General features: G+C 67.3%; 15 protein-coding genes. 11 read left to right on the top strand and 4 right to left on the bottom strand.

Annotation, left to right across the window (positions count from 1 at the left end):
- Window positions 1-69: 69 nt before the first annotated feature.
- Genes HDC95_RS06285 through HDC95_RS06295 form a run of 3 tightly spaced genes read left to right on the top strand, consistent with a single transcriptional unit; the run spans window position 70 to window position 1,786 of the window.
- Window positions 70-738, top strand: a complete 669-nt coding sequence (locus HDC95_RS06285) for a DUF4352 domain-containing protein (protein WP_259062438.1) — start codon at window positions 70-72, stop codon at window positions 736-738.
- Entirely contained in the window at window positions 735-1,295 is a 561-nt protein-coding gene (locus HDC95_RS06290; RefSeq protein WP_259062439.1) for a hypothetical protein, read from the top strand. Before HDC95_RS06285 ends, HDC95_RS06290 begins: the two co-directional genes overlap by 4 nt.
- Complete coding sequence (locus HDC95_RS06295) at window positions 1,292-1,786, top strand: hypothetical protein (protein WP_259062440.1); 495 nt, start codon at window positions 1,292-1,294, stop codon at window positions 1,784-1,786. Before HDC95_RS06290 ends, HDC95_RS06295 begins: the two co-directional genes overlap by 4 nt.
- Here HDC95_RS06295 and HDC95_RS06300 read toward each other — a convergent pair.
- Entirely contained in the window at window positions 1,670-2,965 is a 1,296-nt protein-coding gene (locus tag HDC95_RS06300) for a hypothetical protein (protein WP_259062441.1), read from the bottom strand. The two genes, HDC95_RS06295 and HDC95_RS06300, sit on opposite strands and share 117 nt — an antisense overlap.
- Window positions 2,966-3,094: 129 nt before the next feature.
- On the opposite strand from HDC95_RS06300, the gene HDC95_RS06305 reads away from it, so the two are divergent.
- Together HDC95_RS06305 and HDC95_RS06310 are read left to right on the top strand one after the other, a co-directional pair.
- Entirely contained in the window at window positions 3,095-4,417 is a 1,323-nt protein-coding gene (locus tag HDC95_RS06305; protein ID WP_259062442.1) for a VCBS repeat domain-containing M23 family metallopeptidase, read from the top strand.
- Window positions 4,418-4,467: 50 nt separating this feature from the next.
- Window positions 4,468-4,959, top strand: coding sequence for a hypothetical protein (locus HDC95_RS06310; RefSeq protein ID WP_259062443.1), 492 nt, complete (start codon window positions 4,468-4,470; stop codon window positions 4,957-4,959).
- On the opposite strand, the gene HDC95_RS06315 is transcribed toward HDC95_RS06310, so the two are convergent.
- Complete coding sequence (locus HDC95_RS06315; RefSeq protein ID WP_259062444.1) at window positions 4,928-7,315, bottom strand: FdhF/YdeP family oxidoreductase; 2,388 nt, start codon at window positions 7,313-7,315, stop codon at window positions 4,928-4,930. The genes HDC95_RS06310 and HDC95_RS06315 overlap by 32 nt on opposite strands.
- Window positions 7,299-8,192 carry a formate dehydrogenase accessory sulfurtransferase FdhD gene (gene fdhD / locus HDC95_RS06320; RefSeq protein ID WP_259062445.1) on the bottom strand — a complete coding sequence of 298 codons (894 nt, stop codon included), beginning with the start codon at window positions 8,190-8,192 and terminating at the stop codon, window positions 7,299-7,301. The genes HDC95_RS06315 and fdhD overlap by 17 nt, the downstream gene beginning before the upstream one ends.
- 52 nt (window positions 8,193-8,244) lie before the next feature.
- On the opposite strand from fdhD, the gene glp reads away from it, so the two are divergent.
- The 6 genes from glp to HDC95_RS06350 all read left to right on the top strand — a co-directional run bounded on the left by glp (window position 8,245) and on the right by HDC95_RS06350 (window position 12,975).
- Entirely contained in the window at window positions 8,245-9,447 is a 1,203-nt protein-coding gene (glp, locus tag HDC95_RS06325; RefSeq protein ID WP_259062446.1) for a gephyrin-like molybdotransferase Glp, read from the top strand.
- Window positions 9,444-10,031 carry a molybdenum cofactor guanylyltransferase gene (locus HDC95_RS06330; protein ID WP_259062447.1) on the top strand — a complete coding sequence of 196 codons (588 nt, stop codon included), beginning with the start codon at window positions 9,444-9,446 and terminating at the stop codon, window positions 10,029-10,031. The genes glp and HDC95_RS06330 overlap by 4 nt, the downstream gene beginning before the upstream one ends.
- Entirely contained in the window at window positions 10,024-10,284 is a 261-nt protein-coding gene (locus tag HDC95_RS06335; protein ID WP_259062448.1) for a DUF6457 domain-containing protein, read from the top strand. Before HDC95_RS06330 ends, HDC95_RS06335 begins: the two co-directional genes overlap by 8 nt.
- A 118-nt stretch (window positions 10,285-10,402) precedes the next feature.
- Entirely contained in the window at window positions 10,403-11,623 is a 1,221-nt protein-coding gene (gene fdhA, locus HDC95_RS06340; protein ID WP_259062449.1) for a formaldehyde dehydrogenase, glutathione-independent, read from the top strand.
- Between the two features lie 50 nt (window positions 11,624-11,673).
- Window positions 11,674-12,075 (top strand): heme-binding protein, encoded by a 402-nt coding sequence (locus tag HDC95_RS06345; RefSeq protein WP_259062451.1) that lies wholly within the window; start codon window positions 11,674-11,676, stop codon window positions 12,073-12,075.
- 72 nt (window positions 12,076-12,147) lie between these two features.
- Entirely contained in the window at window positions 12,148-12,975 is an 828-nt protein-coding gene (locus HDC95_RS06350; protein ID WP_259062452.1) for a LuxR C-terminal-related transcriptional regulator, read from the top strand.
- 2 nt (window positions 12,976-12,977) lie between these two features.
- Here the strand turns inward: HDC95_RS06350 and HDC95_RS06355 are convergent, their stop codons facing one another.
- Window positions 12,978-13,307, bottom strand: coding sequence for a YciI family protein (locus tag HDC95_RS06355; RefSeq protein WP_259062453.1), 330 nt, complete (start codon window positions 13,305-13,307; stop codon window positions 12,978-12,980).
- Between the last annotated feature and the right edge of the window lie 33 nt (window positions 13,308-13,340).

Here is a 13,340-nt window from a genome sequence, read left to right on the forward strand (position 1 = left end):
CAAGTCAACTGTGGTGCGATGTCAACTAAACCATGTCGTGGGCAGCGCACCACTGGGTAGGCTGACTTCGTGATCAGGGTGGCGGACGTGGCCGGCAGCGCGCGCAGCGTCGCCCGCCGCACCTCTCGAGCCGCCTTCAGCCGACGAGCTGCTCCGACATGGGTGGCCGGAGCCACCATCGCGGCCGCGCTCGCGACGGCGATAGCGTTGGGCGGGCTGGGCAGGAGTGAGGCGACACCCGTACAGCTCACGGCCGGCGATGAAGTGCGGATGCCGCTCTACGCCGTCACCGTGCTCGATGTGGAGCTCGCCGACGAGGTGGAAGAGAAGTCCGTGAGTGCCGACCAGGGGGAGACGCTGGTGATCGTCACCGTGCGGCTGGAGAACCTCACCGACCGGCCGATCGGCGTCGGAAGGGCTGCGGACAAAGTCGAAGCGAACCTCGTCGGGTTCAACGATCCGCTCCTCAACCTCACCGGCGTGACGCCGGCGGACAGCGCCCAGGCATGGCGCAGCGACGGCTCTGCCGGTACCGTCTTCCTGCAACCTGGAGTGCCCAGCGAGGTCACGCTGGCCTGGACAGCACCGGAGGACGCCTTCGTCGACGGCATCGTCGGACTCGACGTGTATGACGCCGTGGAATCGCGCGGTCAGATCCTCATCTCGGCCGACCATATCAACTGGCGACGCGGAGACCTCGCCGCCAGGATCACCGTGGACGCGGAGTCCGGCGGATGAGACGCGCGCTCCCCTGGTTGCTCGGCGCGGCACTCGCTCTGTCCGCCGGCGTCATCAGCGTCAACATCCCGGGCGATGAGGTGTATCGCGCACCGTTCCTGATCCAGGGCATGGGCGAAGGGCAGCCGGTGACTTCGCGCACGCTGACCGCGATGGCCCTCGACGCGTCATTCACCGACCGGGTGACGGTCTCCGACGCTGACTGGCATGGCGCCGGCAACTGGCTCGTCGTCACCGTCGCAGCATCCGCCCCGACGACGGAGGTCGACGCCCGCATCCAACTCGCGACGCTCGTGATCGGCGACCGCGTCTTCCAGTCCAGCGAGCGTCCAGGCAACTCGCTCACCGAGGCCGAGCTCCGCGTCGGGATCGACACCGTGGGGATGCTGGCCTTCGAGCTCCCGCCGGATGTGAAGACCGGCGCAGGCGAGTTGCGCCTGACCACGTCGTTCGCCACTCCGGTGCTCGACGATGTCGTCGTACTGCCGATCTCGCTCGATGAGTTGCCCAGGACGCGGAACATCGACCTCGAAGCCCCGGCGTTGAGGTCATCGTGACGTGGTGGAGACGGCAGCGCGTGGCGCTGACGGCGCTCGCGGTCGTCGCGGTCACCGCCGTCGGCGTGCACGTGTGGCTGGATGTCATTCCCTCACTCCAGACGCAGGCGCAGACCATCACCAACGTCGCTGAGGGCGAGAACGTCCAGGTCGCCGGGCAGACGATGTCGTTTCGGTCGGCACGCTGGGACGAGTTCGAAGCCCCGGATGGAATGCGCACGGTCAGCGTGCGACTGAACGCAGGCGGCGGCGACGAGGCGACCTGGTGCCGCGATTTCACCCTCGCCGAAGCGCACGGCGATCGGGTGTGGCTGGATGCCAGATCCGCGGTGGACGTGCCGTACGATGCGGGCGAGGCATCGTGCCGCGACGAATCATTCGCCTACGAGATCCTTGCGGTCTTCCTCGTTCCGGAGGATGCCGTCGGCCCCTTCCACTTCGACATTCCCGGCGAGCTCGGCGAGGTGACCCGCTTCACCGTCGAGAAGTGACCCGCCGGCATCCGCGCTCTGGACCGTCTCCCGAGAGTCGAGTCCCGCCTCCGGACGCGCGATGACCGTGTCGTACACGGTGGCGACGATCGCGACGCGCAATGGCTCGGCGATGGCGGCGACCGCGACGGTGAACAGCGGGAGGAACGCCGACCAGAACCACGTCTCGTGTCCTCCGACCAACCGCAGCAGGCCCTGGGTTCCGAGTCGTTCCGCGAACGCCCAGAGCGCGTAAGCGAGTACAGCGGCGCCGAAGATCACCGGCCCGCCTCTCCACACGACGGCGACGGCCGCCCACAGACTCTCGAATCGCTGGAGCAGCGTTCGCGACAGCGTCGCGGCGGTCCCGCGCAGGGCCGCGAGGCCCCGTTCGACGGGCGCCGGCGCCGAGCTGAACGTCGTGCCGTAGATGATACCGGCCACGGCCAGCCAGGCTGCAGGTACGAGCAGCACGGCGGCGAGCACTCCGACGAGCCACAGCATCCCTTCCCACAGCACCGCGATCGGAGCGATGTGGAGCGCGAACCAGTCGCCGATACCCTGCAGCCAGCCCATTCCAACCGTGCCATCGAGCCATTGCCTGGTCCCTCCCCACCATTGCACGACGAGGGTGAAGAGCATGAAGGTCCACAGCACCTCCGCGTATGCGGCGAGCGCAAGTGTCCAGGACGGGAGGCGGAAGCTGTACTTCGAGAACACGAGGCGGGCGGCGAGCGCGATCACCAGCACGGCGATGGGGAGCACGCCGACGGACACGAGACCGCCGCGATCGCCGAGTTGCTCGGCGTCGAAATTCGCATCGTAGATCGCTATGGAGGTGGCGATGTTGAAGAACTCGTACAGGTCGGTGTTCAGCATCCCCCATGCCGAGTAGAAGGCGAAGAACGGCAGGATCGATACAAGGATCGCCGCCGCGAACTCCCGGTGCCCGTCCGCCTCGGGCCTGGCCACGTGCGGCAGCGACCGCCGGACGGTGAGGTACATCGCGACATACGCCACGAGCTTGGCCGCGACGGCGAGCGGCAGCAGCAGGAGGCCCCCGAGCGTCGTGTGTCCGCCGACGAAACCGGCGAGCTGCAGCAGCAGCTGATGCACTGCCTCTCCCCCGAGGTACCACGCGATCAGCGCGGGCCAGTGCCGAGCGATGATGCGCCCGAACGTCCGGATGGGCTGAGGCATGGACCTAACGTATCGGAACAGGCTCCGGCACACGGTCTGTCGAAGCGCTGCCGAGACCGCACGCGCTGATACTGTGACGGCGATGGACACTGCGTCCCTGGGTCCGGGCGAACGGGAGAGAAACTCAAGATGAAGCGAACGTCACGATGGCGTCTGGCGCGTGTCGCGATGCTGACCGCGGCGGCCGTGCTCATCGGGACGATCGCACCCTCGCTCGCGTCGTCGGGACCTGCTTCGGCGGCGACGGACGGCCAGATGGTGTATCCGGCGTCGGGCACCATCCAGTCCAAGGTGGGCGACGGATGCCGCTCGGATTACCGCAAACATGACGGCATCGACATCTCGGGCCAAGGCGGCACGCCGATCCTGGCCGCCTACGACGGCGTCATCAAGACGCGCGCGTGGAGCAACGGCTACGGCTACTACGTCGACATCCAGCATGCGGCCGGCTACGTCACCCGCTACGCCCACATGGTTGCGCAGGGGTCTGTCGCTCCGGGCGCGAGTGTCGTGCGCGGCCAGCAGATCGGTATCGTCGGCAGTACAGGCAACTCGACGGGCGCGCATCTGCACTTCGAGGTGTGGCGGAACGGAACCGTGTTCTCCGCGATCAACGACGGTTTCGTCTGCCTGAGCACCGTCGCGCGCGGCGGTCGGATCCCGCTGGTCTTCCCCGGGCTCGGCACCGTTGCGAGCTCGCCGGTGATGACGGCCGATTACAACGGCGACGGCAAGGCCGATCTGCTCGGCGTCGCCGGAGACAGCGATCTTCATTTCCTTGCCGGCAATGGCGCCGGCGGGTTCGCCAAGGGGTCGGTCATCACGAGCGCGTGGGGGATCCACCGACACCTCACCCATACAGACCTCAACGGCGACGGCAGAGCCGACATGCTCGTCGCCCGCAGCGACGGCGTGCTCGAGTACTACGCGGGCAATGCCACCGGTGGGTTCGGGGCGTACGGCACACCCGGGTCCGGCTGGTACGGGATGCTGCACGTGACGTCAGGCGCCGACTTCTCGGGAGACGGGCACCAGGATGTGCTCGGCGCCTCGGCGACCGGCTCTCTCACGATCTATCGCGGCAACGGCACCGGTGCCCTTCCCGGTCCGCACACGTTGGTCGGGAGCGGGTGGAACACCATCCGATACATGGTCGGCGGTGAGTTCAACGGCGATCGGCTCGGTGACATCATGGCTGTCGCGAATGACGGCACACTCTACTTCTATCCAGGACTCGGCGGCCGCTTCGGCACCAGGGTCGCGGTCGGCAGCGGCTGGGGTGCGATGACTGCGCTCACCGGGGGCGTCGATTACAACGGGGACAAGAAGGCGGACCTGATCGCGCGCACCGCTTCGGGCGAGCTCTACCTGTATCCGGGTGACGGGACGGGACGGCTCAAGAGCCGGATCCTCATCGGCTCCGGATGGAGCGGGTATCTCCAGCTCGAGTGACGCGACGGCTTGAGACGCCAGTGTCTTCGCGCGCTCTCTACGATGAGACCATGACGTCAGCACTGAAGGCCCCTCTTCTTGCCGTCGCGTTCATGCTTCTCGCGGCGATGACCCTCAGCGGGTGCGCGCCGGAGGCGTCGGAACCGAAGCCGACGCCCAGCTCCGAGCAGACCTCGACATCCGCGCCCGCCTCTCCGCCACCTGCTTCCGAGTCGCCGACCGGTTCGCCGGAGCAGCCCGAGACTCCCCCGGCGTTCACCGAGAGCGAGCTGGTGCAGATCTGCATCGACGTGACCACGTCCGCGTATGACTCCGATGTCGTATTCGACCCCGCAGGTGCGCGCATCGAGCAGCGCGCGGTGTCGCCGGAATGGCTGGTGCTCGTGCCTGCGCAGACCAATGGGTACGACGGGGAATCCGTGTGCACGATCGGCGGATCGCCGGCGGATCCGGACATCGAGATGTCGTCGGGATCCATTCAGCCGCTGCCGGAGGAACAGATCCAGCGGCTCATCCGCGGCGAGAACGAGGGCGGGGACTGACCGGCCGCGCAGAGGAGCGCATGACGCGCACGTGGATGCTCTTCATCAGCGGCTGATCGCTCTGCGCGCTGTAGTCGGCGTTGCCGACCAGGACGTTCATCTCGGGCATGTAACCGGCGGCGCTTCCTCGAGGCGTGTCGTACGCCACCGCCCGGTACTCGCGCAGTTCGCGCCGCGAACCGTCCTTCGACGTCGACACGATGTCGACGAGGTCACCCTGTTCGATACCGCGATCGCGCATGTCGGCTTCGTTGAGGAAGATGAGCTCGCGCAGGTTCTTGACCCCGCGGTACCGGTCGTTGGCTGAGTAGATCGTGGTGTTCCACTGATCGTGCGAGCGCATGGTCTGCAGCACCAGCATGTCTTCGGCTGCCGGCCGCACATCGTGCAGGGCCGGGGTCGAGAAGTCCGCCCTGCCTGACGCCGTGCGGAAGTCGCGCTCGCGCGCGGGCTGAGGGATGCGGAAGCCGTTCGGGTGCGTGACGAGCTCGTTGAACCCCTCGAATCCCGGCAGCACCTGTGCCATCACGTCTCGGATGCGCCCGTAATCGTCGACGTACGATTCCCACGGCGTCGCACTTTCAGGCATGGTCGCTCGCGCCATCCGCGCGATGATGTCGGGCTCGGAGAGCAGGTGCTCGGATGCGGGCTTCTTCTTGCCGACCGACAGGTGGACCATGCTCATGGCGTCCTCGACGGTCTGGCCCTGGAGCCCGGCTGCCTGCTCGTCGCGCTCGGTGCGGCCGAGGCACGGGAGGATGAGGGCCTTCTCGCCGTGCACGAGGTGGCTGCGGTTGAGTTTCGTGCTGACCTGGACGGTGAGCGCGCACTGGCTCAGCGCCTCTGCGGTGTATGTCGTGTCGGGCGCCGCCATCACGAAGTTGCCACCGAGGCTCACGAAGACCTTCACCGCCCCCTCATGCATGCGGTGGATGCTGGCGACGGTGTCCAGTCCCGGCTCGCGCGGCGAGGTGATCCCGCACACTGCGTCGAGCCGGTCCAGCAACGCTGCCGGGGCGTGGTGGTTGATGCCGCAGGTGCGGTTGCCCTGCACGTTGCTGTGCCCTCGTACCGGCGCTGGACCGGCTCCTGGCCGGCCGATGTTGCCCCGGAGAAGCAGCACGTTCACGAACTCGCGGACCATGTCGACCGCATGTTCCTGCTGGCTCACGCCGAGGCACCAGCTGATGATCGTCTTGTTCGCCTTCAGGTAGATCGCGCCCGCCGCCCTGATCTGCGCCTCGGTGAGGCCGGACTGCTGCTCGAGTTCAGACCACGGTGTCGCCTCGACGACGGCGCGATACTCCTCGATGCCTTGCGTGTGCCGCTCGATGAATTCGGCGTCGAGCGCGCTCGGGTCGGTCTCGGCCGCTTCGAAGACGACCTTCGCGATGCCGCGCATCAGCGCCATGTCGCCGCCGATGCGCACCTGCAGGTCGAGGGTGCCAGTCTCGTGGGTCTTGAAGAGCGCCATGTCGACGAAGTCGTGCGGCACCGTCGTGCGCGTGGATGCGGCTTCGATCAACGGATTGACATGCACGACCTGCGCGCCGTTCTTCACGGCATCCGACAGCGCGGTCAGCATGCGGGGCGCGTTCGAGGCGGCGTTCACGCCGAGGAGGAACAGCGCGTCCGTCTGCTCCCAGTCCTCGACCGTGGTGGTGCCCTTGCCGGAGCCGATCGACGCGGTCAGCGCGCGGCCGGATGCTTCGTGGCACATGTTCGAGCAGTCCGGCATGTTGTTCGTGCCGTACTCACGGATCATCAACTGATAGAGGAAGGATGCTTCGTTGCTCAGCCGTCCGGATGTGTAGAACGTCGCCTCATCCGGGCTGTCCAGCGCCCGCAGCTCTTCGCCGATGAGGGCGAAGGCATCGTCCCAGCTGATCGGGGCGTAGCGATCGGTCTCGCGGTCATAGACCATCGGCTCGGTCAGTCGGCCGGCGTTCTCGAGCTCGTGGTCGGTCCACTGCGAGAGCTCGGTGACGGTGTGCTGCGAGAAGAAGCCGCTGCCGACGCGCTTGTGCGTCATCTCCCACGTGACATGCTTCATGCCGTTCTCGCAGATGTCGAGCTTCAGCCCCTTCTGATCGTCCGGCCAGGCGCATCCTGGGCAGTCGAAGCCCTTGATGGGGTGGTTCATGGTGAACATCGCCAGCGCGCCGCTCACCGGCCGCTTCGATTCCAGCAGCACCTCGCCGACCGACAGTGCCGCGCCCCAGCCCGCGGCGGGGTGCTCGTAGTCCTGCTGCGACCATGGCCGAGTGGTCACGGGGCCGTATCCGCCCTGCCTGGGCTCTGCAGACATCAAACCGAGCGTCGTGCCGCGTTTCGGGTCATCATCGAGACTGGTCATGTCCTGCACCTTCCGTCACGAGCACATCTTCGGATGCCGCCTGCTCCACTCGCACACGGTGAGGATGCGAGTACACGTTCATGCTCCTCCCCCGGAGGAATCCAACCAGGGTCAGACCCGACTTCTCGGCGAGTTCGGCCGCGAGCGATGAGGGCGCGGAGACCGCAGCGAGAACAGGTATGCCCGCCATCACGGCCTTCTGCACGAGCTCGAAGCTCGCCCGACCCGACACCTGCAGCACGGCTGCGCGCAGCGGCAGCCGGTCGTTCAGCAGCGCCCAGCCGACCACCTTGTCGACGGCGTTGTGCCGGCCGACGTCTTCACGCAGCACGAGCAGTTCCCCGGTGACGGCGTCGAAGAGCGCCGCCGCATGCAGTCCGCCGGTCTTCTCGAAGACATCCTGCTTCTCACGCAAACGGACGGGATAAGTGACGAGGTCGGCGGCGTCGACGATCATGTCATCGCCTGCGACGTCGTACCGGGACACGGTCTCCACCGCGTCGATGCTGGCTTTTCCGCATACGCCGCAGGAACTGGTCGTGTAGAAGGCCCGCGCGACGTCCGGCGCGGGCGGCGCCACACCGGGAGCGAGCGTGATGTCCAAGACGTTGTAGGTGTTCTCCACACCGCCGGTGCCGGGTCCACCGCAGTGGATCGCGGAATGGAACTCCTCACCTGAGCCGATCACGCCTTCTGAGACGAGGAAGCCGGCGGCGAGCTCTACATCAGCCCCGGGCGTGCGCATCGTCACGGCCAACGGGGTTCCGCCGACGCGGATCTCGAGAGGCTCTTCGACGGCAAGCGTGTCGGCGCGACGATTCACACCGTCGTCCAGTGCGATCCTCACCACCGACCGCCGTGTCGTGATCCGGCCCATGCCTCCGAGCGTACCCCCGCGCGAGACGCGTGGACGGCTAGCGTGGGTTCCGATGATCACGATCGACGAGCACCGCGCGCGCATCCTCCGCGCGGCCGGCCGCCTTCCTGCAGTGGAGAGCTTCCTCACCGAGGCACGAGGCCGGGTGCTCGCGGCCGATGTGATCAGCCGCTGGCCCACACCGCTCTTCGACAACTCGGCGATGGACGGTTACGCCGTCCGAGCGGCGGATGCCGCAGCAGGCACCACGCTGAAGATCGTCGCCGATGTGGCAGCCGGTTCGGCGGAGGATCCCGGGCTCGGGCGGGGCGAAGCCGCGCGCATCATGACGGGTGCTGCCATTCCTTCGGACGCGGATGCTGTCGTGCCACTGGAACACACGGATCTGGGCACCGCAATCCGCGCCGCGGCACCAGAGCAGATCACCGTGCTCGTCGCGCCGGAGCCCGGCGCGCACATTCGCCGCCGCGGGGAGGACGCTCCGGCGGGCGCACTGGCCGTCGCATCCGGAACGACGCTGGGCGCATGGCAGCTCTCCGCCATCGCCTCAGCGGGATTCGAGCAGGTCACCGTGCATCCCGCCGCACGCGTCGCGATCATCTCGACGGGCAGCGAACTCATCGCCCCGTCCGGTACCCCCCTGCGAGGGCAGATCCCGGAGTCGAACTCCGTGCTGCTGAATGCGGCGGCGCGCGACGCGGGCGCCCTGGTCACGAGCATCCGCATCGTCGCGGATGACCCCTCCGCCCTTCGGCGTGCGCTGGACGACGTGGATGCCGACGCCGTCATCCTCTCCGGAGGGGCGAGTGTCGGCGCCTTCGATGTCGTCAAGGCGGTGCTCGGCGGAGAGCGCGGCGTGCGCTTCGATCAGGTCGCGATGCAACCGGGCAAACCTCAGGGCTTCGGTGTGCTCGATTCGGGGCTGATCGCATTCTGTCTTCCGGGGAATCCCGTGAGCGTCGCCGCCTCTTTCGAGATGTTCGTCCGCCCCGCGATGCGGCGGATGGCCGGGTTCGCCGACGTCGACCGGCCTCGCGTTGTACGTGCGGCCGGGGCTGCGTGGGCCAGCCCCAAGGGGCGAGTCCAGATCGTGCCCGCGGTGTTCGATGACGAGACCGTCCGGCCCGCGACTCGCGGCGCGAGCGGCTCCCACTTGGTGAACTCGCTCGCCGCCGCCACGTCGTTCGCGCTCATCCCCGCTGAGACAGAACGTGTGGAAGCGGGGGACCCCGTGACGGTGATGGTCCTGTCATGACCGCGCCTACCGCGGCGCTCGTGCTCGCCGGTGGCCGGTCCGCACGATTGGGCGGGGTGGACAAGGCGACACTGGAGGTCGACGGCATCCCGCTGATCGACCACGTCTATGCCGCGGTGCGCGGGTGCGCGCCCATCATCTCGGTCGGGCCGGACGGCATCGCACGCTCCGGCATTCGTGTCGCGCGTGAGGATCCGCCCTTCGCGGGACCCGCTGCGGCGGTCGCCGCGGGTCTCGCGGCACTTGAGGGGTCGGAGGCGACCGAGACGTGGCTGCTCGCATGTGATCTCCCCCGCGCGAAGGAACTCGTCGCACAGCTCGCGGAAGCGCCGATCCCCGCCGATGCCGACGGCGTCGTCGCGATGGATGCCGAAGGACGGGTGCAGTGGCTCGCCGGCCGCTACCGCGTCTCGGCGTTGAGGGGCGCTGTGGCACAGCATCCGGAACCCGCCGGACTCTCGATGCGGAAGCTCTTCGAGAGCCTACGGCTGCACACCGTCGACGACGCCGGAACGGCTGTCGATCTTGATACCTGGGCGGCCATCGAGGACTATCGAAGCAGTCGAAAGGACGACCATGCCTGATGCTCCACAAGACCTCGATGCCTGGGTCGCAGCCCTCGCCGAGTCGCTCGGACTCGGCACTGACGAGCATCCGATCGCCCTGCTGCTGGATCTCACACGTGACGCCGCACACGGCGTCGTGCGGCCTGCCGGCCCGTTGACGACGTACCTCGTCGGCCTCGCCGTCGCGCAGGGCATGACGGTCGAGGATGCCGTCGCCCGCACTCGCGTGACGATCGCGGAGTGGAAGGCAGACGGGTCGGAACCTGCCTGAACGGGCCTGAACCTGCCCGAATGGGTAGGCGCAAACGGTTCGAGAGTAGGTATCGCACTCGCCGCTGCTGGGACAGTCTGGACGTGCGGAGATCTCCCGCATGAGAGGAAGGACGAAGATGTCTGGAAACAGAGCGGTCGCCTACGAAGGTCCCGGCGTCGTGAAGGTGATCGAGACCGATTACCCCGACTTCGAGCTTCACGACGGACCGGGAGTGAATCCCGCGAACGTCGGTCGCAAGATCCCGCACGGCGTCATCCTCCGGACCGTCGCGACCAACATCTGCGGGTCGGATCAGCATATGGTGCGCGGGCGCACGACGGCTCCCGAGGGACTCGTGCTGGGTCATGAGATCACCGGCGAGGTGATCGAGGTCGGCCCGGATGTCGAGTTCATCAAGGTCGGCGACATCGTCTCGGTGCCGTTCAACATCTCGTGCGGACGCTGTCGCAACTGCAAGGAGGGCAAGACCGGCATCTGCCTGAACGTGAATCCCGACCGTCCGGGCAGCGCCTACGGCTACGTCGACATGGGTGGGTGGGTCGGCGGCCAGGCGGAGTACGTGCTCGTGCCCTACGCAGACTGGAACCTGCTGAAGTTCCCCGACCGCGACCAGGCGCTCGAGAAGATCCTCGATCTGACGATGCTCTCCGACATCTTCCCCACCGGCTTCCATGGCGCCGTCACGGCAGGAGTCGGTGTCGGTTCCACGGTGTACATCGCGGGTGCAGGACCAGTGGGTCTCGCGGCAGCCGTCGGTGCGCAGCTTCTCGGTGCCGCGGTCGTGGTCGTCGGTGACATGAACGAGGAGCGCCTCGCGCAGGCGCGCAGTTTCGGCTGCGAGACCATCAATGTCGGCGAGGGCTCAGTGCCCGATCAGCTCGATCAGCTCTTGGGTGTGCCGGAGGTGGATGCTGCGGTCGACGCCGTCGGGTTCGAGGCGCGCAGCGAGGGCCATGGCGCGAAGGCGAAGGAGGCTCCGGCGACCGTGCTCAACTCGCTCATGGATGTGACCGCCGCGGGCGGTGGTATCGGCATCCCCGGCCTCTACGTCACGGGAGATCCAGGTGCGATCGATGAGGCTGCCAAAGTTGGCTCGCTCTCGATCAGTCTCGGCACCGGATGGGCGAAGTCGCTGTCCTTCACCACCGGGCAGTGCCCCGTCATGCGCTACAACCGGCAGCTCATGATGGCGATCCTGCACGACAAGGCGCACATCGCCTCCGCGGTCAACGCCAAGGCGATCACTCTGGATGAGGCGCCACAGGGCTACGCCGAGTTCGATGCGGGTGCGGCGACGAAGTACGTCCTCAATCCCAACGGATACATCGCTTCCTGAGACCTGACCAAGTCCCGGCAGGGGCCGGGCAGAAACAGAAGGAGTAGATCATGACCAGTGTCAACCTCGAAGATGCCCGTCGCGTCATCGCCGCCGCGGAGAAGAAGGCTACGGAGATCGGCCAGCCCATGAACATCGCGGTCGTCGATTCCGGCGGCAATCTCGTCGCGCACGTGCGACAGGACGGCGCCTGGATCGGCAGCGTCAACATCTCGATCAACAAGGCCTGGACGTCGAAGGCTTTCGACATCTCGACGAAGGATCTCGGCGACAACTCGCAGCCGACACAGCAGTTCTTCGGCATCCAGAACACGAACGGCGGCAAGGTCGCGATCTTCGCCGGCGGCATCCCGCTGCAACGCGACGGCGAGGTCGTGGGCGCGGTGGGCGTCAGCGGCGGCTCCGGCGAGCAGGACCACTCGGTCGCCGAAGCGGGCGCGGCAGCGCTCTAATCGGTTCCTTCTGAACATAATCCGAGCGTTCCCCGCCCAGACGGGTGGGGAACGCTCGGGTAGGTTGGCGTCATGGACAGCGAAGATGCTTCCCCAGGAACACGCAGACTGCTCGTCGATCTGGATCGCACAGTCGCGGATCAGGCCGACCGCCATGCACTGGAGCTCGAATCCCTTCTGGCGATCCTGCGCTCGCCGCGGTTGGATGACCGCTCGGCCAGATCGTCCGCGATCGACACGGCCGCGTCGGCGTTGGTGCGACTGAGGACCGAGGCCGACGAACAGCGCAGTTCGATCCTCGAACCGGTCGTCGGCGCATTCGCCCGCCTTCGAAGCGACCTCCGTCCGCTGGAACGGTTCGGCTCGCTGGAGATCCAGTTCATCGAGCCGCCGGCCACCGGGCGGGCACTGCCCAGCGAGGTCGCCCACGCCGCACGGGCGATCGTCCGCAACACCATCCTCGGGCTGGTCGACGGAGGCGAGGTGAACCGCGTTCGCGTGCAGTGGGACTGCGACGGGCTGAACCTTCTGGTCAGCATCCGTGACGACGGCCTCGGCACCCTGAGCGTGCACGATGAGTCGTTGCGTCCGATCGCCGAGCGGGTCACATCCATCGACGGCGTGCTGAGCGTGGATGCCACGCCCGGCTGGGGCTCGTCCGTGGATGTGCGACTCCCGTTGGATCCTCGCTCCGACACCAAACCGCTCGCCACCGGTGCGTTGCTGACCGTGCGCGAGCACGATGTGCTGCGCCTCGTCACCGCCGGAGAACGCAACCAGGCGATCGCCGCTCAGCTCGGGATCAGCGCCAACACGGTGAAGTTCCACGTCTCGAACCTGCTGCGGAAGGTCGGAGCCAGCACGAGGGCCGAATTGACCGCGCTGGCGCTGCCGCGGTAGGGCTACGCCTCCGATTCCTCCTCCGGCTCCTCCTGCAGCGCGCGGATCTCGATGCGGCACTGCAGCGCGGTCGACGCCTTGGTCGCCCATTCGACTGCCGCATCGGCGTCGGCGGCCTCGATCACCCAGAAACCGCCGACGTATGAGGCTGCTTCCACGAACGGCTCGTCGAGCACCTGCGTCTGGCCAGAGGAGACGTCGACGGTCTTCGCAGTCGAAGGCGGGTACAGTCCGCCGCCGAAGACGAAAGCACCGGAGTCTTTGAGCGCCGTGTTGAACTCGTCGACTGCTGCCATGACGTCGGCAAGCTCGGCCGGGTCGAACTCCTGCATCGACTCCATCGTCGGCTCGGTCGCCGACGCCGG

It is taken from the genome of Microbacterium sp. AK031 (assembly GCF_024807145.1).
Taxonomy (GTDB): domain Bacteria; phylum Actinomycetota; class Actinomycetes; order Actinomycetales; family Microbacteriaceae; genus Microbacterium.